This is a genomic window from Nonomuraea sp. NPDC049504 (genome assembly GCF_040676845.1).
Taxonomy (GTDB): domain Bacteria; phylum Actinomycetota; class Actinomycetes; order Streptosporangiales; family Streptosporangiaceae; genus Nonomuraea; species Nonomuraea salmonea.
Genome location: NZ_JBFAPT010000002.1, coordinates 551,461 through 577,457, shown reverse-complemented (window position 1 = coordinate 577,457; position 25,997 = coordinate 551,461). Strand labels below are relative to the sequence as shown.

Annotated in this window: 13 protein-coding genes; 1 reads left to right on the top strand and 12 read right to left on the bottom strand. The window is 74.2% G+C overall.

Going from position 1 to position 25,997, the window contains the following annotated elements; translation table 11 throughout:
* Window positions 1-36 precede the first annotated feature (36 nt).
* Complete coding sequence (locus AB0K28_RS05845; protein ID WP_345396991.1) at window positions 37-1,038, top strand: methyltransferase; 1,002 nt, start codon at window positions 37-39, stop codon at window positions 1,036-1,038.
* A 42-nt stretch (window positions 1,039-1,080) separates the two neighbouring features.
* Here AB0K28_RS05845 and AB0K28_RS05840 read toward each other — a convergent pair whose 3' ends face one another.
* From AB0K28_RS05840 to sbnA, 12 genes are all read right to left on the bottom strand, one after another.
* Entirely contained in the window at window positions 1,081-12,738 is an 11,658-nt protein-coding gene (locus tag AB0K28_RS05840) for an amino acid adenylation domain-containing protein (RefSeq protein WP_364365575.1), read from the bottom strand.
* A complete protein-coding gene (locus AB0K28_RS05835; RefSeq protein WP_364365572.1) occupies window positions 12,735-16,157 on the bottom strand; it encodes an amino acid adenylation domain-containing protein in 3,423 nt (1,140 codons plus the stop codon). The genes AB0K28_RS05840 and AB0K28_RS05835 overlap by 4 nt, the downstream gene beginning before the upstream one ends.
* Before the next feature lie 59 nt (window positions 16,158-16,216).
* Complete coding sequence (locus AB0K28_RS05830) at window positions 16,217-16,429, bottom strand: MbtH family NRPS accessory protein (protein ID WP_364365569.1); 213 nt, start codon at window positions 16,427-16,429, stop codon at window positions 16,217-16,219.
* 88 nt (window positions 16,430-16,517) lie between these two features.
* Window positions 16,518-17,162: a response regulator transcription factor gene (locus tag AB0K28_RS05825; protein ID WP_345396958.1), complete on the bottom strand. Its 645-nt coding sequence runs from the start codon at window positions 17,160-17,162 to the stop codon at window positions 16,518-16,520.
* Window positions 17,147-18,424, bottom strand: coding sequence for a histidine kinase (locus AB0K28_RS05820; RefSeq protein WP_364365566.1), 1,278 nt, complete (start codon window positions 18,422-18,424; stop codon window positions 17,147-17,149). Before AB0K28_RS05820 ends, AB0K28_RS05825 begins: the two co-directional genes overlap by 16 nt.
* Window positions 18,425-18,539: 115 nt before the next feature.
* Window positions 18,540-19,370: a hypothetical protein gene (locus AB0K28_RS05815; RefSeq protein ID WP_345396949.1), complete on the bottom strand. Its 831-nt coding sequence runs from the start codon at window positions 19,368-19,370 to the stop codon at window positions 18,540-18,542.
* Window positions 19,371-19,415: 45 nt separating this feature from the next.
* On the bottom strand, window positions 19,416-20,741 hold the full coding sequence (locus AB0K28_RS05810; protein WP_345396946.1) for a hypothetical protein: 1,326 nt from the start codon (window positions 20,739-20,741) through the stop codon (window positions 19,416-19,418).
* A complete protein-coding gene (locus tag AB0K28_RS05805; RefSeq protein WP_364365562.1) occupies window positions 20,738-21,412 on the bottom strand; it encodes a hypothetical protein in 675 nt (224 codons plus the stop codon). The genes AB0K28_RS05810 and AB0K28_RS05805 overlap by 4 nt, the downstream gene beginning before the upstream one ends.
* 86 nt (window positions 21,413-21,498) lie before the next feature.
* Window positions 21,499-22,722 carry an FAD-dependent monooxygenase gene (locus AB0K28_RS05800; protein WP_364365559.1) on the bottom strand — a complete coding sequence of 408 codons (1,224 nt, stop codon included), beginning with the start codon at window positions 22,720-22,722 and terminating at the stop codon, window positions 21,499-21,501.
* Window positions 22,722-23,951 (bottom strand): MFS transporter, encoded by a 1,230-nt coding sequence (locus tag AB0K28_RS05795; RefSeq protein WP_364365556.1) that lies wholly within the window; start codon window positions 23,949-23,951, stop codon window positions 22,722-22,724. The genes AB0K28_RS05800 and AB0K28_RS05795 overlap by 1 nt, the downstream gene beginning before the upstream one ends.
* Entirely contained in the window at window positions 23,948-24,868 is a 921-nt protein-coding gene (locus AB0K28_RS05790) for an ornithine carbamoyltransferase (protein ID WP_364365553.1), read from the bottom strand. Before AB0K28_RS05790 ends, AB0K28_RS05795 begins: the two co-directional genes overlap by 4 nt.
* The gene (gene sbnA / locus AB0K28_RS05785) at window positions 24,856-25,893 is read right to left on the bottom strand and encodes a 2,3-diaminopropionate biosynthesis protein SbnA (RefSeq protein WP_364365872.1); all 1,038 of its coding nucleotides are present in this window, start codon (window positions 25,891-25,893) and stop codon (window positions 24,856-24,858) included. The genes AB0K28_RS05790 and sbnA overlap by 13 nt, the downstream gene beginning before the upstream one ends.
* Between the last annotated feature and the right edge of the window lie 104 nt (window positions 25,894-25,997).

The window sequence follows — 25,997 nt, the reverse complement described above, 5'->3', positions numbered from 1 at the left end:
AATTGTTTTTTTCGACACCGGGAAACGGATGGCATCATGTTGCCGAGCGAGCTCGAACGCGCCGTATACGGGGTCGTCGCGACCCCGGCCCTCCACGTGGCCGACCGGCACGGCGTCTTCACCCACCTGATCCGCCACGGCGGCGCCACGGCCCCTGAGCTGGCCGCCGCCCTGGGCGTCGACGCCGACACCCTCGAACGGGTGCTGCTGGTCCTCGTGGCCTTCGGCGTCCTCGGCAAGACGCCGGACGAGCAGTACGTCGTGCCCGAGCCGATGCGGCCGTACCTCGACAGGGACGACCCGCGCTACCTCGGCGGGTTCGTGGAGCACCTGGCCACCGAGACCGTGGCGCGGATGGGGCGGCTCGACGCCTACCTGCGCGAGGGAAAGGCGGCGGTCGACCGGGACCTGCCGTCACCGTTCGAGACCCTCTACCGCGACGAGGCCGCCACCCGCGACTTCCTGCGGGCCATGTGGGACCTCAGCTACGCGCCCTCGCAGGAGATCGCCGCCCTGGCCGGGCTCGGTGACGTCACGCGGCTGGTGGACGTGGGCGGCGCGACGGGGCCGTTCGCCACGGCGGCGCTGCGGCACGCGCCCGCGCTGCACGCCGTGATCTTCGACCTGCCGCAGGTGGAGCCGTACCTGCGCGAATCGGCTCAGCGGCACGGTCTGATCGGGCGGCTGGCGTTCAAGGGGGGTGACTTCTTCGCCGACGAGCTGCCCCAGGGCGACTGCATCGCCTTCGGGTACGTGCTGTCGGACTGGACGGACGCGACGTGCGCGATGCTGCTGGAGAAGGCGTACCGGGCCTGCACGCCGCCGGGGCGGGTGCTCATCATGGAACGGCTCTTCGACGACGCCCGTACGGGGCCGCTGCCCACGTCCGTCATGAACCTGACCATGCACGTCGAGACCGAGGGCCGGCACCGCACCGCCGCCGAGTACTGCGCGCTGCTGGAGGCGGCCGGCTTCACGAACTGCGAGGTGCACAGGACCGGCGGCGAGAAGCACCTCGTCATCGGCCACCGCAAGTGACAGGAACGGCCGGCCCCTCGGGGCCGGCCGCTCCCGCCGGGGCTACTCGGCGCCGAAGCGCTGAGTGCCCGACAGCTCGGTGATGAACGCCGCCACCCCGCGACCGCCGTCGCCGTTCGCCAGCAGGACGAAGCCGTCACCGCCGGTGACCCGGCACATCGTCATCGCCCAGTAGCCGGTGAACTCGCCGACCGCGCCGAAGTCCAGCTCCTTCTCCGACCGGTCCACCACCATGGACAGGCCGTAGAGGCTGCCCGGCGTGGCCGTGAGCATCTGCCCGGCCAGCTCCCGCGTGATCAGGGCAGGCTCGCCCAGGTACGCGCGCCGGATCTCCAGCTGCACCCGGGCCAGGTCCGCCACCGTCGTCCACAGCCCGCCCGCGGCCGTCGCCGGGTGGATCAGGCCGAAGCCGTCGATCGGCGTGCCGAACGCGTCGTGGCCGTGCGCGATCGGGCGTCCTGAGCCGTGCGGGAAGCCTGCCTCGTAGCCGCTGCCCGTCATGCCCAGCGGGTCGAGCACCGTCTCCCGTGCCAGGGCCGGGAAGTCGGCGCCGGTGACGTCCGTCAGGAGCTGCTCCAGCACCAGGTAGTTGACCACGTTCTTCTCGAACGTCCCCACCGGGCGGTCCTGGCGGACCGCCGGGGTGCGCGCCGGCGCCCGGCCCAGCAGCGCGTCCAGCACCGTGGGGACCGGCTCGCCGTCGCGGTATGGCGGATACTCGGGGTCCCTGGCCAGGCCCGAGGTGTTGGCCAGCAGGTGCCGTACGGTGATCGGCGCGCCCTCCGCCCCCGGCACCCGCCAGGAGGTGAGGAGGTCGTTGACGTCGGCGTCCAGGTCCAGCCGGCCGCGCGCGGCCAGCGTGAGGGTGACCAGCGACGTCACCTGCTTGCTCACCGACGCCACCCGGAACACCGTGTCAGGCGTCACGGGGTCGCCGCGCCTGGCGTCGAGGCGGCCGTACGCGCTGATCCCGGCGATCCTGCCGTCCCTGATCACGGCCAGGCTGACACCGGGCACGTGGTGCCGCTCCATGGTCGGCACCGGCGACGGGATCGCCGCCCCGCCGAGCTCCGCGACGACCTGCTCGGCCAGGGAGCGGATCGTCGCCTCGTCGTGGAGCGCGTACGTCCACGTCAGCCGGGGGCCGGTGACGTCGATCTCCAGGACGTACTCGCGGGGGGCGAGCGGGTCGCGGACCGCCGTGATCCGCTCCGGGACGAAGGCGCCCGGTGTGCCCGGCTCGTACCCGAACCTGATCTGGGGTGCGGGCAGTGCGGCGAGCACGTCGGCGACGGGGCCAGCCTGGCGCAGCAGCTCGTACCCCAGGCCCTCGTCCGGGACGGCGGCGAGCTGGCCCGCCACCGAGGCGAGCACCGACGCGCGCTGCGGCGGCACCCACAGGCTCACCGGGAACCGGTGCGCGAACGGCCCGGCCGCGTCCTGCGGCGCGTGCCCCGCCCTGGTCTCCACGTCGAGCAGCACGCGGTCGCCGCCGCTCCAGCGGGCGAGCACGACCGCCAGCGCGGCCAGCACCTCCTCCCGCGACGGCACCGGCTCTGGCAGCGGCACGCTCAGCGACCGCGCGGTCCCCGTGCCGGACGGGTGGTCCAGCGGGATCGGGGGCGCGGGCGTCCTGGTGAGCCAGTGGTGGGCCTGGGCCATCAGGTCGTCAGGCTCCGGCAGCGCGGCGGCCCACCGCCGCAGCGTCCCGCCGTCCCCTTCCGGCAGCGCGCAGCCGCGGCAGGCGCTCTCCAGGTCACGCAGGAGGATGGGCAGGGAGGCGCGGTCGGCGGCGAGCTCGTGGACAGCGAGGATCAGCACCGGCCGGTCCGCTCCCGTCGTGGCGAGCACGGCGCTGAGCAGCGGCCCGTGCTCCGGGTCGAGCCGCTCGTACGCGGCCGCCGCCGCCCGGTCGTCGCCCTCGACCTGGCGGAACGACACCGGGATCGCGTGGTGGGCGGCGACGGCGTGCAGGGCGTCCGCCAGCGTCGCCGTGTCGATCTGCTCGGGGACGGGGACGCGGAGCTGCCAGTGGTCGTAGCGGTGCCCGCCCGGCCTGGACAGGACCCGGCGCTGTGCCGGTGTCAGGGCGGGTCCTGCCCCCGGCTCGCCGGCGCCGTCGAGGGCGGTGGCCAGCTCGGCGATGGAGCCGTGCTGGTAGAGCAGGCGTAGCGTCACCGGCAGGCCGGCCTCCCTGGCCTGGGTCATGGCCTTGAGTATCGTCAGCGAGTCGCCGCCGAGGTCGAAGAACCGGTCGTGCGCCCCCACCGGGTCCACGCCCAGCAGCCGCGACCAGATCCCGGCCAGCGTGCGCTCGGCCGGGGTGCGCGGCGCCACGAAGTCCCGCTCCGACGACCACAGGGCGGCCCGGTCGGGGGCGGGCAGCGCGCGCTGGTCGAGCTTGCCGTTGACGGTCAGCGGGACCGCCTCCAGCGGCACGAACGCGGCCGGCACCATGTAGTCGGGCAGCCGCTCCCCGCAGTAGGCGGCCAGGTCGGCGGCCGGCGGCAGCTTCCCGCCGTCGGGCACGCAGTACGCCACCAGCCGCCGCGCGGGCCCGTCGCCGCGCGCCACGACCACGCTCTCCCGCACGGCGGGATGGGCGGCCAGCACGGCCTGGATCTCCCCTGGCTCGATGCGGTGCCCGCGTACCTTGACCTGGTCGTCCACCCGGCCGAGGAAGTGCAGCGCGCCGTCGGCCCTGCGGCGTACCAGGTCGCCGGTGCGGTAGCAGCGCGCGCCGGGCGGCCCGAACGGGTCGGGCACGAAGCGCTCCGCGGTCAGGCCGGGACGGCCGAGGTAGCCGCGGGCCACGCCGGCGCCGCCGACGTACAGCTCGCCAGGCGCCCCTTCCGGGACCTCGTGCCCGTACGGGTCCAGCACGTACGTGCGGACGTCGTCGAGCGGCCGGCCGATCGGCACGCCGTCCACCGTGCCCAGGTCGGTGGCGGCGAGGGCCTGGTACGTGACGTGGATGGTGCACTCGGTCGGCCCGTACGCGTGCGCCAGGTCGCACCGGTCGAGCCCCCAGGCGTCGAGGTCGGACGGTTCGAGCCGGTCGCCGCCGAACACCACCTCGCGCAGCGACAGCCGCGCCAGCGTGGCCTCGTCGCCGTCCGCCGCCCCGATCATCGAGCGGAACGCCACCGGCGACAGCGACAGCGTCGTCACCCGCTCGGCGATGAGCAGGTCGAGCAGGTCGCGGGGCGAGCGGGCGGTCTCGGTCGGGACGATCACCAGCCGGCCGCCGTGCAGCAGCGCGCCCCACAGCTCCCACACCGACACGTCGAAGGCGTAGGAGTGCAGCAGCGCCCAGGTCCTGTCGGAGCCGAGGGCGACCTGACCCGACAGGGCCGCGTAGAGGCGCAGCACGTTGGCGTGGGTGACGGCGACGCCCTTGGGGCGGCCGGTCGAGCCCGAGGTGTAGCACACGTACGCCAGGTGGCCAGGCTCGGTCCCGCTCTCCGGGGGTGTCGCGGGGAGCGCGGCGATGCGGGCGGCATCGGTGTCGAGCAGCACCTGCTCGACGCCCTCGGCGGTCACCGACGGCGCGAGGCCGGCGGTGGTGACGGCCACGGCCGCCCCGGAGTCGGCCAGCATGAACCGCAGCCGGTCGGCCGGCGACGTGGGCGGCAGCGGCAGGTACGCGGCGCCGGCCTTGAGCACGGCCAGCAGCGTGACCACGAGGTCGGCGCCGGGTTCGAGACAGACCCCGACCAGCGTCTCCGGGCCCGCGCCCAGCTCACGCAGCCGGTGCGCGAGCCGGTTGGCCCGCACGTCCAGCTCCCCGTAGGTCAGCGGCCCGCCGGGGTCTCCACGGTGCACGACCGCGACGGCGTCCGGGGTCTCGTGGGCGCGCCGCTCGAACACCTCGTGCAGGCTGCGGGGCAGCGGGTGCTCGACCGCCGGGACGCTCTCGCGCGAGGTGCGCTCGGCCGGCGGCAGGCAGGTGGCGCGGGCGTCGCCGTCCGGGTCGGCCACCATGGCCTCCAGCACCGCGCGGTGCATCGCGGCCAGCCGGTCGGCGTTGCGCCGGCTCATGGCGTGCGTGTTGGAGCGCAGGATGAGGTACGTCGGCGTGGCCGGCACCCCGAGCGCGAACTCGGTCGGGTCCTCGCCCTCGGTGGCGGTGACGTCGATCAGGCCGGTGTCCACCTGGTCGAAGTCCTGGTAGCTGAACGCCGTGCCGATGAGCCTGCGCCCGTCGCCCAGCTCCCGCTGGATGACCGGCATGGGGAACCTGCGGTGCGGCCACAGGGCCAGCTCGCCGTCGAAGGTCCGCCGGATGAGGTCCAGCCAGGTCCTGGCACCCCTGTCGTACGCGAACGGCAGCGTGTTGAGGTGCATGCCGTAGACGCGCTCGCCGCCCTGGGCCTCCAGCCGCCCGTTGCACACCAGGCCGGTGACGAACTCGGGCTCCGAGGTGAGCATGCCGAGCACCTTGAGGTGGGCGGCGAGCAGCACGCTCTTCAGCGAGGCGCCGGCCTGGGCCGCCAGGGCGCGCAGGCGTTCCTCGAGGTCGGCGTACATGAGGACGACGTGGTAGTCCTCGCGCGGCAGGTGCGGCTCGCCCCAGGCGGCGGGCAGCGCGAAGCCGGGCCTGCCGGTGACGACCTCGCGCCAGTAGGCGCGGTCATCGGCCGATTCGAGCGCGCGCAGCTCGGCGGCGATGAAGTCGGCGTAGCGGACGGACGGCGGCTCGACGCGGGGCGGCCCGGCGCCGTCCCTGAGCGCGCGGTAGTCGTCGAGCAGCTCCATGAGCAGGCCGTGGAAGCTCCAGCCCTCGCTGACGGCGTGCAGCACGGTGAACGACAGCCACCACGACGCGTCGTCCTTGAGCAGCGCGGTGATCCTGATCAGCGGCGCCCGTTCCAGGTCGAAGCGGTGGGCGCGCTCCTGGGCGCGGAAGTTCCGCATGGCCAGCTCGCGACCGCCGTCGTCGAGGCCGCGCAGGTCGAGCACGCGGACCGGGATCTCGGCGCTCTCGTGGACGACCTGCATGGGCACGGAGTGCCCGGACAGCCGGATGGAGGTCCGCAGCGCCTCGTGGCGGGCGGCGGCGATCCCGGCGGCGGCGCGCAGCGCGTCGAGCGAGAACGGGCGCGGGTCGCGGACGAGGAACGACATGGTGTTGTGGTAGTAGCCGTGCTCCTGCCCGGCCAGCATCTCCACGATCATCCCGCGCTGCACCTCGGACAGCGGGTAGGCGTCGGTGATACCGCCGGGGAGCGTGGCCAGGTCCGCGGCGGGCACCAGCGCGAACGGCTCGACCGCGCGCCGCTCCTCGCCGGCCTTCTCGCGCCCGGCCAGCGTGGCGGCCAGCTCGGCGACCGTGCGGTGCTCGAAGACGTCCTGGACGGAGACGTCCAGGCCCTGCTCCTGCAGCGCGCCCACCACGGTGACGGCCCTGATGGAGTGGCCGCCGCGCTCGAAGAAGTTGTCGTGCACGCCGATGCGCTCGTGCCCGAGCACCGTCCGCCACACCTCGGCGATCAGCGTCTCCAGCTCGTTGCGCGGCTCCACGTGGGCGGAGCCGCTCTGGCCGCGCGGGTCGGGGTCGGGCAGCGCGGCCCTGTCCACCTTGCCGTTGGCGTTGAGCGGGATGCGGTCGAGCGGCACGAACAGCGCGGGCACCATGTAGTCGGGCAGCCGGGTGCCGCAGTGCGCGGCCAGCTCGGCGGCGGACGGCAGGGCGGCGTCGGCGGGCACGCAGTACGCGACCAGCGACCGGTCCCCCGCCTCGCCCGCGCGGACGACGACCACGGCGTCCCTGACGCCAGGATGGTCGAGCAGCACGACGCGGATCTCGCCCGGCTCGACCCGGTAGCCGCGCACCTTGACCTGGTCGTCCACCCGCCCGGCGAAGCAGACCGCGCCGTCGCCGCGCACCCAGGCCCGGTCGCCGGTGCGGTAGAGGCGGCCCCCTGGCGGCCCGAACGGGTCGGGCACGAACCTGTCGGCGGTCAGCCCAGGACGTCCCGCGTAGCCGCGGGCGACGCCGGTGCCGCCGACGTACAGCTCGCCGGTGACGCCGAAGGGCGCCGGCCGCATGTGCTCGTCGAGGACGTACATGGTCATGCCGGGCAGCGGGCGGCCGATGGGGACGATCTCGTCCCGCTCCCGCTTCATGATCGGGTAGGTGCAGGTGCCGACCGTCGCCTCGGTGGGCCCGTACTCGTTGACCAGGCCGCCGGGACCGAGCACGCGCAGCCAGTGCTGGGCGGTGCTGCCCGGCAGCGCCTCGCCCGCCACCACGATCATCTCGGCCAGCCTGGCCGCCTGGGCGCCCTTGAGCTGGCCGGCGAGCACGTCGAGGTGGCCGGGGGTGAGCTTGATGAAGCTGTAGGGGCCGTGCTCGGCCAGCTCGCGGCCGAGCCTGGACAGGTCGAGGTCGGCGGGCAGCAGCCGGACCGGCTGGCCGGTGGCGAGCGGCGCCCAGACGTTCGGGACGACGAGGTCGAAGGCCACCGAGGAGAACAGCGGCGCGCCCGTGGTGCCCTGCGCGGCCAGCTCCTCCGCCGCCCAGCGGACGTGGTTGGCCAGGCCGCGATGGGTGACGAGCACGCCCTTCGGCCGGCCGGTCGAGCCCGAGGTGAAGATGATCTGCGCGACGCCGTCCAGGTCCGTGCGGACGCCGGGCGAGGTGGCGGGCAGCCCGTCGAGACTCGCGTCGGCGAGGTCCACGACCTCGACCCCGACCCCGACCCCGGCCTCGACCTCGGTGAACGCGTCGGGCGTGTCGGTGACGACCGCCCGCGCACCGGCGTCGGCCAGCATCGTCGCCATGCGCCCCGCCGGGAACGACGGGTCGAGCGGCACGAACGCGGCGCCCGACTTCCACACCCCGATGAGGCTCGCGAGCAGGTCGGGGCCGCGGGCGGCGAGCACGCCGACCGCGCTCTCCGGCCCGGCGCCGAGCGCGCGCAGCCGGTGCGCGACGCGGCTGGCCCTGGCGTCCAGCTCGGCGTACGTCCACGAGCCGCCGTCGAAGGCCGCCGCCACCGCGCCCGGGTTGCGGGCCGCCTGCCGCTCGAACAGGTCGAGCACGCTCGCGTCCACGGGGCGGGTGCGGGTGACGTTCAGCTCGGTGACGAGCCGGTCGTACTCGCCGGGCGGCAGCAGCACCGCGTCGGCGTCCCCGTCCGGACCCTCGACGATGGACTCCAGCGCGGCCCGGTACATCGCGCCCAGCCGGTCCACCGCCTCCTCCGAGACGTGCTGCACGTTGGCGGTGACCATGAGATGGCCGGCCAGGATGTGCACGCCCAGGCCGAACTCCGTCGGGCTGTCGTCGATGACCGAGTCGCCGTCGAACAGGTCGGTGTCCACCTGGTGGAAGTCCAGGTAGACGAAGCGGGTGTCGATCAGCCGCTCGGGGCCCGCGTCGCGCTGGATCTCCGGCATGGGGAAGCGCTGGTGCGACCAGAGCTCGGTCTCCTGCTCGAACAGCCGGCGCGCCAGCTCGCCCCAGGTGCGGGCGCCCCGCTCGTACGGGAAGGGCAGCGTGTTGAGGTAGAGGCCGTGCACCCGGTCCGCGCCCGGCGCCTCCAGCCTGGCGTGGAAGACCAGGCCGGTGAAGAACGCGCGCTGGTCGGTGAGCGTGCTCATGACCTTCATGTGCGCGGCGAGCAGCATGCTCTTCAGCGGGACGCCCGCCGCGCTCGCCGCCGCCCGCAGCCCCTCCTCGTAGCCGGCCAGCGGGATGCGGATGCGGTACTCCCGCCTGGGCGCGTCCTGGCCCGCCCCGAGCCCGGCGGGCAGCGCGAACTTGGGGACGGAGGTGACGATCGAGCGCCAGTACGCCCGTTCCGCGTCGTCGGCGAGCACGGCCTGCTCGGCGGCGATGAAGTCGGCGTACCTGATGGCGGGCAGGTCGGCGAGCGTCGCCTCGGTCCCGTCGCGCAGCGCGCGGTAGACGGTGAGGATCTCCATGAGCAGCGAGTGGTAGCTCCAGCCCTCCAGGACGGCGTGGCACTCGGTGATGGTGATCCACCAGCCCTCGGCGGCGCAGCGGTGCGCGGAGACCCGGATCAGCGGCGGTTTCGCCAGGTCGAACAGCCGGGTGCGCTCGTTGGTGACGAACGCGCGCACGGCCGCGCGCTGCCCGTCCAGGTCGAGGTCGCCGAGGTCGGCGACCGGCACGTTCACCTCGACGTCCTCCGGGCGGTGCACGAGCTGCATCGGCGCCGAGTAGCCGGTGAGCGCGAGCGACGTGCGCAGCGCCTCGTGCCGGCCGACGACCGTGCGGGTCGCCTCGCGCAGCAGGTCGGGCTCCAGGGGCCGGTCGTCGAGCACGCGGAAGGCGGTGGCGTTGAGGTAGAGGTTCAGGTCGCCGTCCGAGAGCATCTCGACGACCATGCCGGTCTGCAGCCGCGACATCGGGTACGCGTCCAGCACCCCGCCGGGGACCTTGGCCCGGTCCTGCTCCGTGAGCAGCGCGAACGGCCGCACCGGGGTCAGGCCGCCCGAACGGCTCTCCTCCTCACCGCCGCGCTCGTCCAGCCGGGCCGCCAGCGTGGCCACGGTCCGCGTCTCGAACAGGTCGGCGACCCTGACGTCCAGGCCCGCGTCGCGCAGGCCGCCCGCCAGCACGACGGCCAGGATGGAGTCGCCGCCGAGCTCGAAGAAGTCGTCGTGCACGCCGACGCGGCCGGTGGGCAGCGTCTCCGTCCACACGGTGGCGATGAGCTCCTCGATCGCCGTGCGCGGCGCCACGTACCCGGCTCCGGCGGGCAGCGCCGCGTCGCCCGGCGCGGGCAGGGCGCGGCGGTCCACCTTGCCCTGCGCGGTCAGCGGGATCTCGGCCACCGGCACGAACACGGCGGGCACCATGTAGTCGGGCAGCGACCCGGCCAGCGTCGCGCGCAGCTCACCGGGGTCGAAGGCGGCGGGGTCGGCCGGCACGACGTACGCGATGAGCCTGGCCGCGCCCGGCACGTCCTCGCGGGCCACGACCACGGCGTCGCGCAGCCGGTCGTCGGCCCGCAGCCGGGCCTGGATCTCGCCCGGCTCGACCCGGTAGCCGCGGATCTTCACCTGGTCGTCGATGCGGCCCAGGTATTCGAGGCCGCCGTCCGGCCGCCGCCGCGCGAGGTCGCCGCTGCGGTAGAGCCGCGAGCCCGGCGGGCCGTACGGGTCGGGCACGAACCGCTGCGCGGTCAGCCCGGGCCGGTCGAGGTAGCCGCGGCCGACGCCCGCGCCGCCCACGCAGATCTCGCCGGTCGCGCCGAGCGGCACGACGTTGCCGCGCTCGTCCAGCAGCACCACCCACAGGTCGTCGATGGGCCGTCCGACGGGGGACGCCTCGGCGGGTTCGAGGTCCCGTTCCGTCACCTCGTAGTGGGTGACGTGCACGGTCGTCTCGGTGATGCCGTACATGTTGACCAGGGCGGGCGCGGTGAGGCCGCGCCGGTCGGTCCACGGGCGCAGGTCGGGCATCTCCAACCGCTCGCCGGCGAAGATCACCAGGCGCAGCGCGAGCCGGTCCACGCGGGGGTCGTCCTGCGCGGCCAGGCGCACCAGCCGGTAGAAGGCGCCAGGCGTCTGGTTCAGCACCGTCACCCGCTGCTCGACCAGCAGGTCCATCAGGTCGTCCGGCGATCTCGCCGTGTCGAACGGCACGATCACCAGCCGGCCGCCGTGCAGCAGCGCGCCCCACAGCTCCCACACCGACACGTCGAAGGCGTAGGAGTGGAACATCGGCCACACGTCGTCAGGGCCGAACCCGAACCGCTCGCGGGTGGCCGTCAGCAGGCGCAGCACGTTGGCGTGCGTCAGGCACATGCCCTTCGGCCGGCCCGTGGACCCCGAGGTGTAGATCACGTAGATGAGGTCGCCCGGGACGGAGGCGGGGCCGAGGTCGGTGTCCGGGTGGCTCTCGATGGCGGCGGCGTCCCGGTCGAGGACGATCACCTCGCCGCCGTGCACCCGCTCGACCAGCTCCAGGTGCTCCGAGCGGGTGACGACGACGGGCGCGCCCGCGTCCGACACCATGAACGCCAGCCGGTCCGCCGGGTACGCCGGATCCAGCGGCAGGTACGCCCCGCCCGCCTTCAGCACCGCCAGCAGCGTCACCACCAGCTCGGCGCTGCGGTCGAGGCAGACGCCCACGAGCGACCCCGCGCCGACGCCGGCGCCGCGCAGCCGGTGCGCCAGCCGGTTGGCCCGCGCGTTCAGCTCGGCGTAGGTCAGGTGACGGCCGCCGTCGGTGACCGCGACCGCGCCCGGCGTGGCCGCGACCTGCTCAAGGAACGCCTCGGGCAGCGTACGCGAGTCGGCGGGCCCAGGCCGCACGGGGCCGGTGGCGACCGCCAGCTCGTCAGGACCGAGCAGGTCCAGGCGGTCGACCGGGGTGTCGGGGGCGGCGGCGATGCCGGCCAGCAGGCGCACCAGGTTCGCGGCCGTGCGCTCGACCGTCTCCCGGTCGAACAGCGCGGTGGAGTACTCGACCTGCCCGATCAGCGACCCGTCGGGCGTCTCCTGGAGCTGGAGCGTGAGGTCGAACTTGGAGATCCGCCAGGGCGCCTCCAGCGACTCGGCCCGCACGCCCGGCAGGTCGAGCGCGGCGGCCTTGGGCTCGTGCATGGTGAACGCCACCCGGAACAGCGGCGTGCGCGAGCGGTCGCGGGCCGGCTCCAGCTCGTCCACCAGCCGGGAGAACGGCATGTCCTGGTGGTCGAGCGCGTCGAGCACCGCCGCCTGCGTGCCGGCCAGCAGGCCCGCGAACGTCTCGCCGGGCCGCCACCGGCCGCGCATGACGAGGCTGTTGATGCCGTAGCCGAACATGCCCTGCAGCTCGGGCCTGTTGCGGTCGGAGACCACGGTGCCGACGGTGACGTCGGTCCTGCCGGTGTAGCGGGCGAGCAGCGCCTGGAAGCCGGCCAGCAGGACGGTGAACAGCGTCGTCTCGCGGCCCCTGGCGATCTCGCGCAGCGCCGCGCCGAGCCTGGCGTCCACCTCGATGGGGACCGCCGCGCCGCGCCAGTCCCGTACGTCGGGGCGCGGCCGGTCGGCGGGCGGCTCGGTCGGGACGAGGTCGGCCAGCTGCTCGCGCCAGTAGCTCAAGGTGCCGTCGAAGGCGCCGTCGGCGGCCCTGGCCCGCTGGTGGGCGGCGTAGTCGGCGTACTGGAGCGGCGGCTGCGGCAGCGAGCCTGGAGCGCGGTAGAGGGCGCTCAGCTCCTCCTCGAACAGGCGCAGCGACCACTCGTCGCACGCGATGTGGTGGAAGACCACCACCAGCAGGCTCAGCTCGTCGCCGACGCGCACCAGGCGGACCCTGACCGGCCACTCCTCGGCCAGATCCATGCCGCGGGCCACCTCGTCCTCGGCGATCCGCAGGGCACGTTCCTCGTCGCCGCCGCGCAGGTCGTCCACTTTGAAGGGGACCTCGCCCGGCGGGTCAACGAGCTGCACCGGCTCGGCCCCCGCCACCGCGTAGCGGGTGCGCAGGATCTCGTGCCGGGCGGCGATCTCGTCGATCGCGCGGCGCAGCGCCGCCACGTCCACCGGGCCGGTGAGCCGCAGGATCATGGGGACGAGGTATTCGGGGCTGTCCGGTTCGAGGCGGTTGAGGAACCACATCTGCTGCTGCCCGTACGACAGCGGCAGCGGCACCCCGCGGTCGGCCCGCGGGATCCGCGACCGGCCGCCGGCCCGGCGGCGCAGCAGGGCCTCCTCGCGCTCGATGTCGATCTGCGTCATGCCCGCTGCTCCTCTACTACCGTCGGTTGCTGGTCCGGTCCCGCGCCGGCGAGCGCGCGGACGGCCTCGGCCAGCCGCGCGACCGAGGGGCGCTCGAAGATCAGCCGGACCGGCAGGTCGAGATCGAAGTCCTCCTGCACGTGCGCCATCAGCGTGAGCGCCAGCCGGGACGTGCCGCCCAGGTGGAAGAAGTTCTGCATCACGCCGACCTCGCGGCCGAGCAGCTCCGAGCAGCGCTCGGCGAGCAGCCGCTCGATGGGGCCGCGCGGCGCGTCGGCGTGCGCGCCCAGCTCGCGCAGCGTCGCTCCGCCCGGTGCCGCCGCCAGCACGCGCAGGTAGTGCTCGGCCATCCTGGCGATCGTGGGCTCGTCGAACAGGGAGGTGGCGTACTCGATGATGCCCTTCACGCTCCCGTCGGGAGCCGTGTGCAGGAACAGGGTCAGGTCGGTCTTGGCGACCCCCCAGACGTCCCGGAGCGGGTCGAGGTCGCCGCCGCCCGAGACGGTGACGCCCTCCTCCATGAAGTTGAACATCACCTGGTAGAGCGGGGTCCGCGACAGGTCGCGCGCCGGGGCCAGCGCCTCCACGACCCGCTCGAACGGCACGTCGCGGTGAGCCAGCGCGCGCCTGTTGCGCTCCCACACGGCGTCCATCGCGGACGCGAAGCTCATCTCGGGCTCCAGCGCGCACCGCACGACGAGCGTGTTGTGGAACGGGCCCGCGACCCCGGCCAGCTCCGGCCTGGTCCTGCCCGCCGTGGGCACGCCGAGCGGCACGTCCCACTGGCCGCTCCAGCGGGCCAGCAGCGTGCAGAACGCCGTCAGGTACGCCGCCAGCGGGGTCGTGCCCCTGCGGCGGCTCAGCTCCGAGAGGCCGTCCGAGCAGGCGCGCGGCACCTCGAAGGTGAGCGTGGCGCCGCGCGGGTCGCGGACGGCCGGGCGCGGGTGGTCCGCGGGCAGGTCGAGCCTGGGCAGGCCGGCCAGCTCCTCCCGCCAGAAGGCGAGCTGCGGCTCCAGGAACGCCTCTGTCATGCGGTCGCGCTGCCAGACGGCGTAGTCGGCGTACTGGACGGGCAGCGGCGCCAGCCCGGGCTCCCGGCCGGCGGCGAGTGCGGCGCACAGCTCCCTGATCTCGGCGCCGAGCAGCACCGACGACTGTCCGTCCGAGGCGATGTGATGCACGGCCAGCGCCAGCACGTGGCCTCCGCTGCCCTGGTCCCCCAGCGATGCGGCCTCTCCGGCCGGGGCTGCGTCCTGGCCGCGGACCAGGAGGGCGCGCCAGACGGGGCCGCGGACCAGGTCGAAGCCCTCGCGGAAGGTGCCGGCGAGCAGCTCGGCCAGTGCGGCGGGGTCGTCCGGGCGGTCGGCCACGGGGAGGGTGACCGGGGCGGGGTCGTCGACGACCTGCCGGGGCTCGCCGCCCTCCATGCGGTAGCGGGTGCGCAGCACCTCGTGCCGGGCGACGAGCGCCGTCATGGCGCGTTCGACCGTCGCCGTGCCGAGGTCGGCGGGCAGCGGGACCAGCAGCGGCGTCACCCACTCAGGGTTGCCCGGGTCCATCCTGTCGAGGAACCAGAGCTGGTGCTGCTCGACGGAGAGCGGCAGCGGCCGGTCCCTGGGCGCGCGCGGCACCGTGGCGACCGGCTCGGCGGCCTCCTCGACGAGCCGCGCCTGCTCGGCCACCGTGCCGGCGGCGAACAGCCGGTGCACGGCCACCTCGCGGCCCACGGCGGCGCTCAGCCTGGCTGCCAGCCTGGCCAGCAGCAGCGAGGAGCCGCCGCGCTGGAAGAAGTCGTCGTCGGCGCGCACGCCGGTGACGCCGAGCAGGTCCTGCCAGACGCGGGCGACGGTCTGCTCGGCGTTCGTGAGCGGCCTGGCCGGGCCGTCGGACGTCGCGTCGAAGTCAGGCGCGGGCAACGCGGCCCTGTCCACCTTGCCGCTGGTCGTCAGCGGCAGCGCGGCGAGCGGCACGAACAGGGACGGCACCAGCGCGTCGGGCAGCCGGTCACGCAGGTACGCGCGCAGCGCGGCGGCCTGCGGCGGTTCGCCGTCCCGGCCCACGACGTACGCGACCAGCCTGGCCGCGCCGTCGGCCCCTGGACCGGCCGTCACGGCGGCCCCGCGCAGGCCGGGATGCGTCAGCAGGACCGACTCCACCTCGCCCGGCTCGATCCGCACGCCGTTGACCTTGACCTGCGCGTCGATGCGGCCGTCGTAGTCGAGCGTGCCGTCGGGCCGCCACCTGACCAGGTCGCCGGTGCGGTACATGCGGCTGCCGGGCGGGCCGTACGGGTCGGGCAGGAAGCGTTCGGCGGTCAGGGCGGGCCTGCCCAGGTAGCCGCGAGCCAGGCCGACGCCGCCCGCGTGCAGCTCGCCGGGGGCTCCGAGTGGCGCGAGCGCGCCGCCCTCGTCGAGCACGCGCAGCCTGATGCCGTCGATCGGCCGCCCGATCGGCACCCGGCCCGCGCTCTGCTCCGGGTCGGCCAGGTGGGCGGTCACGTCGATGGCGCACTCGGTGGGGCCGTAGGTGTTCCAGATCGTCACGGGGAGCCGCTTGCGTACGAGCTCGCACAGCTCGGCGTCCAGCGGCTCACCGGCCGAGAAGAGCAGCCGCAGCGCCCCGCACTCCCGCCAGCCCGGCTCGTCCACCAGCAGCCGCAGCAGCGAGGGAACGACCTGGAGCACGGACACGTCGTACGCGGCGACCGCGCGCAGCAGCGCCGCCGGGTCGCGCTCGGCGCCGTGCGGGGCGAGCACCACGGCGCCGCCGCTGACGAGCGGCGCGAAGATCTCCCACCCGGCCGCGTCGAACGTCAGCGTCGTCTTCTGCAACACCCGGTCTGCTGGGCCGAGCCCGTGCTCCCGCACCGTCCACGTGACCCGGTTGGCGATGGCGCCGTGCCCGATCAGCACCCCCTTGGGCCGGCCGGTCGAGCCGGAGGTGTAGATCACGTAGGCGAGCCGGTCGGGGTCGGCGGCGACGTCCGGCGACGTGCCGGGCTCACCGTCGAAGGCGTCCATGGCGACCCGCACCGCACCGTCCGGCAGCACCAGGTCCCAGTCGGGGCCGGTGCCGGAAGCGGTGGTGGGGTCAGGGTCGGGGTCGGTGAGGACGAGCGGGGTGGCGGTGTCGGTCAGGATCCAGTGCGTGCGGTCGGCGGGGTGGCCGGGGTCGAGGGGGACGTACGCCGCCCCCGCCTTCCACACGCCGAGCAGGGCGGCCACCAGGCCGGCGCCGCGCCGCAGGCAGACGCCGACCGGCGTCTCCGGCCGCACGCCCCTGGCGAGCAGCCCGTTGGCGACCTGGTTGGCGCGGCGCTCCAGCGTCGCGTAGTCCAGCTCCCGCCCGCCGTCCACGACGGCCACGGCCCCGGGGGTCCGCGCCGCCTGGGCGGCGAACAGGCCGGGAAGCAGGCCCATAGACAGGCCCATAGACAGGCCCGGAGACAGGCCCGGAGACAGGCGCGGCTCGACGTCGCTCATTTCACCTCGGCCTCGTCCATGCGGGTACGCAGGCTGAGCGGGCGCATGTCGGTCCATACGCGCTCGATGTGGGCCAGGCACTCCTCGCGGGGCCCCCGCGTGCCTTCCTGACGCCACCCGGCGGGCACCTCACGGTCGGCCCACCAGATCGAGTACTGCTCCTCGTCGTTGACGACGACGAGGTAGGTGTCGTTCTGCTCGCCGGACACCGGCTCACCTCTTCCGATCGTGACGGATGTCAGCCCAATGGCGTCACGATCGGGTACGACCCAATATCTGCCCTATACGCGGTGCGGCTCAGGCGTTGAGGTAGGCGAGCACGGCCAGCACCCGGCGGTTGTCGTCCTCCGACACCGGCAGGTCCAGCTTGGCGAAGATGCTGGTGGTGTATTTGCTGATGGCCTTCTCGCTGATGAACAGCCGCTGCGCGATCGCGCTGTTGGAGCGGCCCTCGGCCATCAGGGAGAGGATCTCGCGCTCGCGGGCGGTCAGCCGGGCGACGGGCGTGTCGGCGCCCCTGCCGCCGAGCAGCTTGGCGACCACCTCGGGGTCGAGCGCGGTGCCGCCGGCGGCGACCCTGCGGATGGCCTCGACGAACTGGTCCTCGTCGAACACCTGGTCCTTGAGCAGGTAGCCGACGCCGCCCGCCTGGTCGGCGAGCAGTTCGCGGGCGTAGAGCTGCTCGACGTACTGGGACAGGACGAGCACGGGCAGGCCAGGCACCCGCCGCCTGGCCTCGATGGCGGCGCGCAGCCCTTCGTCGGTGAAGGTCGGCGGCAGCCGCACGTCGACGATGGCGACGTCGGGCCGCAGCTCGGTCAGCGCCCTGAGCGTGCCGGGGCCGTTGTCGACGACCTCGACGACGTCGAAGCCGTGGGCCGTCAGCAACCGGGTCAGGCCGTCGCGTAACAGGAACTGATCCTCGGCTACGACAACACGCACGGAACCTCCAGCACCACGATCGTGGGACCACCCGGGGGGCTGCTCACGACCACGATGCCGTCGAACGCCGACAGCCGTCTCTCCACCCCGCGCAGCCCCGACCCCGCCGAGGCGTCGGCCCCGCCGATGCCGTCATCGGTGATCTCGGCGCGCAACACGCCGCGGTCGTACCGTATCCGAACGGCGACCCGGCTCGCCACGGCATGTTTGATCACGTTGGTGAGCGCCTCGGAGACCGCGAAGTAGACGGCCGACTCGACCGGCGCGGGGGCGCGGCCGGGCAGCTCGACGTCGGTCTCGGCGCGCAGCGGCAGGTCCATGGCGAGCGCGCGCACGGCGTCGGCGAGCCCGCGGTCGGCCAGCACCGGCGGGTGGATGCCGCGGACGAGGTCGCGCAGCTCGGTGAGCGCCTTGCCGGAGCTTTCGCGGGTCTCCATCAGCAGCGCCTCGGCGGCCTCCGGGTCCTCGCGGATGAGCCGCTGGATCGCGGTCAGGTTCATGCCCAGGGCGAGCAGCCTGACCTGGACGCCGTCGTGCAGGTCGCGCTCGATGCGGCGCAGGTCGGCGGCGTTGAAGTCGACGGCCTCGCTGCGCGACTCGGTCACCGCGGCCAGCCGCCGCTCCAGCTGCCCGCGGGTGGGGCCGAGCAGCGCGGCGGTCAGGCGGGCGTGCGCGTCGAGCGTCCAGGGGGCCGCCCAGAGCCCGGCTCCGAGCACGGCCAGGCCGAGCGGGACGGCGAGGAACGCGCTCGGCACGTCGGCCACGGTCAGCAGCAGGAAGTGCGCGGGCCCGGCGCCGACCTGCTGGTCGATCAGGGGGTAGGTGATGGGCAGCAGGACGCCGTACAGGCCGTAGAGGACGAGCAGCGGCGACAGGGCGGCCAGGGGTACGCCGAGCAGCACGTTCAGCGGCAGCCACGCCAGGTCGCGCCACGTCGCCCGGTCGGTGACGATCCAGCCGAACAGCCTGACCTGGCGCAGCGGCCAGAACTCACCGGTCATGCCGGGACGCGGCAGGTACGGGCTCTCCACCGCGGCCCCGAGCCGCTCGCCCGCGGACCTGCGGAAGAACCCGGCGAGCGCGCGTACGGCGATCATGACGAGCGGGACGAGCAGCAGCCCGAGCCCGCCCGCCAGGATGGCGGCGAACGCGCCCACGCACAGGCCGGCCAGGATGAGCCCCGACAGTCCTGCCAGCGCGCGGACCCCGGCCCGCCGCACCTCGATCCACCGGTGACGTAACGCCTCCCGCACGGCGCTCACCCCGTTCCCGTGTGTTCCCGTGTCGCACGACGGCCGTCGCCGCCCTGACACCAGTCTGCGCGGCGAGGCCGCCGCGCACAGGCCGGGCAGACCCCTTTTCCCGGTGGGTCCAGTCCTACCGCACGGTCTTCCCGGTGAAGAGCTGCGCCTGCGTCTCCGCCGGGTTTCCGCCCGGGTTGTCCTCCGGGTACGGCTGCGACAGGAAGGCCCGGTCGAGCTCTCTCGGGCTCCGCCTGAGCCACTTGCGGCTCTGCTCGCGCACGACGTGGCGGGGCAGCGGCGGGTTCCACTCCTTCTGGGACGGCTTCGCGATCGACTGCAGCCCCCAGCCGAGCCCCACCATGGGGTCGATGATCTGCCACTTCCACGCGTCGATGCCGAGGAACGTCTGCGCCCGCAGGATCGCGTGCCAGATGTGGTAGCCGGCCGGCGCGGGCTGGCCGTTCATGGAGTGCACGCCCTCGATGCGCGGGTCGTACAGGACGCCCTGGCCGAAGTCGGCGAACGCGCTCGCCAGCCGGTCGCGGCTGTGCGGGTGGTGCAGCGGGTAGAAGCGGTCGAAGACTTCGAGCTGGATGCGGGAGACGACGCGCAGCGGCTCCTTGATGGGCTTGACGAGGTTGACGTAGCCGGCCGGGTACGACGGGGACTGCATGTCCTCCATCCACGCCAGCACCATGGCCAGCTCGGCGTCACCACCGTCGAAGTACGCCTTCACCGCCGCCCAGGCGTCCTTGAACTCCTGGCTGGCCTCGTGCCAGGTGGCCTGGTCGAAGGCGTACCAGAACTCGTTGGCCACCCGGTCGCCCTTCATGCCGGGGACCGGAGGCAGCCGGTGCCCGGGGGTGGCCGCAGCCTGCCCGGCGGTCGCCGCGCCGACCACGGTGGCCGCCGCCGCGCCCGCCGACACGCCCAGCATGCGCCGCCTGTCCATCATGCCTGCCATGGAGTTTCCTTTCGGTATGTCGGCCCGACGGGCCGTCCTGATCGCTCAGTTGAGCGGGGAGAAGACGGAGCGGGCCCTGACCCGCTCGTCGATCGGCGGCATCGCGAGCGGCACGGGATGCGGGAACAGCCGGCCCTCCGCGTCGAAGATCCGATCGTGGTAGAACCCCGACAGGTACGGCGCCCCCACCGTGCCGCCGGACCCCATCACGTCCTTGGGGAGATAGCGGTGCGCGAGCCCGAGGTGCAGCCGCCGCCACCGGAACAACGCCTCGTCGAGCTCCCGCGCGGCGGCGAACACCGGCCGCGTCTCGTCCGTCTCCTCCAGCCGCTGCAGCAGCGACCTGAGCGGCTGGAAGTGGCGGTTGAGGTAGAGCAGCAGGAAGGCGTTCTCCTCGATGCCGCCGAGCGCCTCGACCTTGCGGGGGTGCACGCCGAGCAGGTGGATCTGCAGCGTCTGTGCGGAGGCCATCTGGATGGCGCTGGCGTTCTCGGTGTCCTTGCGGAAGCCGAGGAAGCTCTCCACCGACATCGTGCGCCGCAGCACCAGCATGATGTCGATCTGCAGCAGGGCCAGCTCCGTCGCGAGCGCCAGGCAGCGCACCGCGGCGCCGTAGCCGCCGGACTCCAGCCAGGCGTTGGCGGCGACCGTACGCGCGAGGATGCCCGACGTGGCCGCCTCCGTGAGGTGGATGACGCGCAGGAAGACGTTCTCCTCGTGCTTGCTGCTCTGCGGCAGGTTGATGAGGTATTCGAGGATCCGCGCCCGGCCCGCCTCGCCCAGGTAGTCCTCCCAGCGCGGCGGCGGCGCGGGCCCGGGGTCGAGCAGCGCGGGCCACGGACGCATGGCCGCGCGCAGCGCCTCCAGCCGGCTCAGCCGCTCCTCCGACTCGCGTGGCGTGGGCAGGTCGAGCTGGCCCCACGTCTCCTCGCCGCGCACCGTGCGGCGCTCGTAGCCGAGCCAGGAGTCCACCAGGTACTTCAGCGCCTGGCGGCAGTGCCGCTCCACCACCGCGTCGCTGGCGTGCCTGCGGGTGCCGAGCGCGTGGTTGAGCAGTCTGACGTTGCTGTACGGCTGGTAGCGGGTGCCTCTGGGGCCCTCGGGCCCGCCGGGCTCGACGCCTTCGCCCGTCCGCGCGGCCAGCTTCCACTCGCTCTGCAGGGCCAGCTCGGCCAGCCTGAGCACGCGCAGCTCCCGGCGGTCCAGCGTGGCCGGCGAGCCGGTCAGCAGGGCGTGCAGGTCGACGTACAGGTCGGCCATCCGTCCGCGCAGCGCGGGGTCCAGGTGGCGGCGTCCCGCGACGCGGGCGGCCGTGACGTATTCGGCCACGTCGAAGTCGAGGACGGTCTTGACGATCGTGGAAGTCTTCACGAAGCCTCCGGAGCAGGAGAAGCGGGATGGGTGTCGCCGAGGTCGTGGAAGGCCTCGATGCGCTGCTCGCATTCGAGCGACACCAGCCGGGCCCCCTCGCGCAGCAGCCGCGCGGCCGTCCCCCCTGCGGGCGGCGGCCCCGCGGGGGCGCCGTTCGCGGGCGGGGCGGGCAGCGGTTTCGGGGTGGGCAGCTCGCCGCGGCCCAGCGCGCCGTTCAGCTGCGTCGCGGTCGCGGCGGCCCGCTCGATGACGTCCCGGCCGAACCCGGCCGTCTCGGTCGCCCCCACCGCGAGCACCTCGGCCACCTCCATCCAGTACGCCTCCGAGGCGGCGCCGTCCGGGCGGGCGGTGCGCCAGGTCGTCTCGGCGAGCCTGGCCAGCTCGGCCAGCTCGGGCACCAGGTGCGGCTGGTAGAAGGTGACCAGCCGCCCGACGCATCCGGCCGCGAGGAACATCTCGACCAGCTCGGCCGGCTCCCCTTTCGCCCCCACCGACACGAACACCGCCCCGATGTACGCCTCCTGCCACCGGGCGCAGTGCCCGGCCAGCGCGCGGGCGCCTGGGTCGGCCCGCACCAGGAAGCGCCGCTGGTGCGCGGCCGGCGGCTGCCCAGGCTCACCGTCACCGTTTCGTGCCGGCTGCGCTGACTGCGCTGGCTGCGGCTCTTCCACGTCTCCCGCCCTCCGACGGCCGATCCGTCAATCTCGCAGGAACGATAGGAAGGACCCCCATACCTGCCCTATACGCCCGGATCTCGTCAGGCTCCGGTCAGCGCGGCCTCGACGTCGTAGCTCTGGATCCAGCCGACGTCCTCGACCATCGAGCCGAGCCCGTCGCCGCGCGGCGCGGCGGGCCTGGGCAGCGGGGTCGAGCAGGGCACCCTGGCCGGCTCCGGCGCGTGCAGCCGCAGGGAGCCGCCGCCGCGCGAGCCGAGCTGCACCCGGGTGGTGTGCGGGCGGCGTACCTGCTCGTAGCGGCGCAGGGCCGCCTCGGGCCAGCCGGGGCCGCGCGGCTCCTGGCCGAGGCAGAGCGCGAGCGCGGCGGCGTCCTCGATGGCCTGGTTGGCGCCCTGGCCGTGGTGCGGCAGCATCGGATGGGCGGCGTCGCCGAGCAGCGTCGTACGCGCCGTGCTCCACCGCTCCAGGGGCGCCCTGTCGCGCAGCACCCACCGGCCCACCGCGTCGATCGCGCTCACGATGCGCCGCACGTCGGGCTCCCAGCCGGTCAGTGCCCGGGCCACGGCCCGCGCGTCGCCGTACGCGCTCCACGACTCGGCCTCGCCGTCGCCGTCCTCGGGCACGATCGAGACGAACGTGAGCAGCCGCCCGCCGGCCACGGGATAGCCGAGCAGCCGCGAGGACGGCCCGAGCCAGACGAACATGGTGTCGCGGGCCAGCCCGGGCAGCGCGTCGAACGGCACGACCCCGCGATAGGCGACGGAGCCCGACGAGACGGGCGTCTCGGGCCCGGCGACGGCGCGCCTGACCACCGAGTGCACGCCGTCCGCGCCGATGAGCACGTCCGCCTCGGCGGCCGGCCCCCGCTCGAAGCTCAGCCGCACGCCGTCCGCGTCCTCGGCGAAGCCGGTGCAGCGCCGCCCGAGGTGCAGGTGCCGCTCGGGGACCAGCCCCGCGAGCAGCCCGAGCAGGTCGGAGCGCTGGACGGTGTAGTAAGGGGCCCCGTGCTCGTCCGCCCACGCCGCCCCCATCGGCTGCCTGGCGAAGACCCGGCCGTCGTCGAAGCCGCGCACCTCCAGCGCGGCGGGCCGCACCGCGACCGCGTCCAGCCCGGCGGCCAGGCCGAGCCTGTGCAGGATGCGGCTGCCGTTGGAGCCCAGGTGCAGGCCCACGCCCGCCTCCCGCAGCGTGGTCGCCTGCTCGTAGACGTCCACGTCGAAGCCCTGCCGCAGGAGGGTCGCGGCGGCGGTGAGCCCGCCGATCCCGGCCCCCAGGACGGCTATGCGTGGTGTTCTTACCGACATCACTTTCCCCTTCTGTTCTGTGCGCGAGCCGTGGGCTCACCGCGTAGCGCAGGGCTCAGCGCGGCCACCGCTGCGAGCAGCGCCATGACCGCGCTCATGCCGAGCACGGTGCGCGTGGTCCCCGCCGCGTCCAGGAGCAGGCCGGCCGCCAGCGAGCCGGCGGCGGCCGGGCCCATCCCGACCAGCAGGGCGACGCTGGTCACCCGCCCGAGCAGCGCGTCGGGGGTGACCTGGACCAGCCGGACGTGAGCGGAGACGTTGATCGCGCCGCCCGCGTACCCGATGAGCGTGTAGAGCAGCGCGAGCACGGGCGGCGACGTGCTGACGGCGAGCGCGGCGATCACCAGGGACCACAGCGCGAAGGCGCCGATCACCAGCGGGCGCAGGCCCGCCCTGCGCGCCCACCAGCTCCCGGTGAGCGCGCCCGCCATGCCGCCGAGCCCGCTCAGCGCGGTGATCACGCCGACGAGCGCGACCGAGCCGTGCCCGCGCACCACGATCTCCATCAGCGCCAGCGTGACGGCCTGGAAGACGACGTTGGACGCCGACAGCAGCAGCACCAGCGTGCGCAGGAACGGCCGGGCGAACAGCCACGCGGCGCCGGCCCGCACCGCGCGCAGCGGCGGCTCGGCCGCTGGGCCGCGGCTCTCCTGGAGGTCCCTTCTGATCGTGAGCAGCAGCAGGAGCGAGACCAGATGGGCGGCGGCGGCGAACAGGAACGGCAGCGTGCGCCCGGCCGCGAGCAGCACGCTGCCGACGGGCTGGCCGAGCAGCGCGGCGCCGCGCGACCTGGCCTCGTTCCTGCCGAGCGCGACGGGCAGCTCGCCCGCGCTGACCACGTGACGCACCGCCGCCTGCTCGGCCAGCGCGTGGACGACGCAGAGCGCGCCGTGCAGGAAACCCGCCACGGCGAGGTGCGCCGTCCAGTACGCGCCCGCCAGCAGCGCCCCGCCGACCGAGCCGGTCACGAGCACGCAGCCCACGTCGCACCAGAGCATCAGCCGGCGCCGGTCGAGCCGGTCGACCAGCACCCCTGCGGGCAGCTGGACGACCAGGTTGGGCAGCAGCACGGCGGCCATCACCAGCCCGGCCACGCCGGGCGAGCCCGAGTGCCAGAGCGCCAGCAGCGGATACGTGATGGCGCCCACCCGCACCGCCAGGTGGTTCAGGCCCGCCCCGGCCCACAGCTTCAGGAAGTCGGGGTTGCGCACGCCGCCGCGGGCGCTCACCCCGCCCGACACCACTCCAGCACCGCCATCGCGCTGTGCAGCTTGCCCGCGGCCTGCTCGAAGGCGATGGAGGCGGGGCCGTCGAGCACCTCGGCGGTGACCTCCTCGCCGCGGTGCGCCGGCAGGTCGTGCATGAAGACCGCCTCCGGGTTGCCCTCCCACAGGCGTTCCGTCACCTGGAACGGCTGGAAGATCCGCCGCCAGTCGGGGTCGGGCTTGCTGGTCCCCGTCGTCTGCCAGCGCGTGGTGTAGACGACGTCGAAGCCCTTGGCGGTGCCCTCGTCCATGTCGTGCCGCTCGGTCACCGACGAGCCGGTGCGCCGCGCCCGCTCCGCCGCGCGGCCGAGCAGCTCCTCGGGCAGGCCGTAGCCGGGCGGGGTGCGGAACTCCAGCTCGACGTCAGAGAAGCGGGCCAGCGCGAGCGCCAGGGCGGTGGCGGTGTTGTTGCCCTCACCGACGTACAGCACGCGCAGGCCGTCCACGGCGCCGAAGCGGCGCTGCAGCGTGACCAGGTCGGCCAGCGCCTGCGTGGGGTGCTCGTCGGAGCTCATCGCGTTGATCACCGACATGCGGTCCTGGTCGGCCCAGCCGCGCATCTCGGCCGGGTCGTCCGCCGTGCGCGCCACCAGGGCGTCCAGCATCAGGGCGAACACCTTGCCGGTGTCCTGCGTGGTCTCGCCGGTGTTGGTCTGCAGGTCGTCCGGCCCGTACGCGATGAGGTGCGCGCCGAGGCGCATGGCGCCGCTGGAGAACGCGGTCCTGGTCCTGGTGGAGGTGCGGCGGAAGTACACGCCGACCACCTGGCCCGCCAGCGGCCGGGCGGCGCCGTTGCGGCCGGTCGCGAAGCCGACGCCGCGCTCGACGATGTGCCGCAGCTGGTCGTCGGTGAGGTCGTCGATCGAGATCAGATGCCGCATGCGGCCTCCCCTCCTCCGGGGGCGACCGCGTCGTCCGCGCCGGGGGCCGCCCTGTCTGGGCTCTTCCACAGGTGGGCCACCTCGCCGAAGTGCTCGGTGACCCATGCGTCCGAATAGACGGTGTCCAGGTAGCGGTCGCCGCCGTCCGGGAAGATCAGCACGCAGTTGGCCCCGCGCGGCAGGTGCGGGCCGCGCTTCTCCAGCGCCGCGACCGTCGCCCCCGACGAGCCGCCGGCCAGGATCGCCTCCCGCAGGATCAGCCGCCGGCAGCCGACCACGCATTCGAGGTCGGAGACGTGCACGACCTCGTCGGCGAGCCGCCGGTCCAGCAGCGCGGGCGCGACGGATGCGCCGTGGCCCGAGATCAGCCGGGGCTCAGGCTCGCCGTCGAAGATGGCGCTGCCGACCGCGTCCACGCCGACGACGGTGGTGCCCAGCGCGTTGCCGCGGGCGTACTCGGCGCAGCCGCGCAGCGTGCCGAAGGTGCTGACCGAGCAGAACAGGTAGTCGACCCGCCCGTCCAGCGCGTCGGCGATCTCCCGCATGGTCGTCGCGTGGGCCTGCGGGTTGAGCGGGTTGGCGTACTGGTTGGGCCAGAAGGCGTGCTGCTCGGCGGCCATGATCTCGCGCACCCTGCGCAGCCGCGTGGGCAGGTACTCGCCGGTCTCGCGGTCGCGCTCGGTGACCACCTCGACGCACGCCTCGTACGCCTTGAGTATCTCGATGTTCTGCCGGGTCGTCTTCGGGTCGACCACGCACACGAAACGCAGGCCGAAATAGCGGCAGATCTGCGCCAGCCCGATGCCGAGATTTCCCGAACTGGATTCGACGACCACCGACCGGCCCGGCACGATTTCTCCGCTGTATATCTTCCCGACGACCATGTTGAGTGCGGTGCGGTCCTTGATGCTGCCGCCCGGATTGAACCGTTCGAGTTTGGCGAACAGGTTCACACCCGTGTCCGCGGACAATCGGTCCAGTCTGATCAGCGGCGTGTTCCCGATGGTTCCGAGTATTCCGTTCACCCCGCGGCTCTGCTCTCTCAGCACAATTCCATCGTGCCGGGGCGAGCTATACGCGGCTTATATCTCCCGCGCCATCCCCACGCCGAGCTGCGGTGACGCGTCGC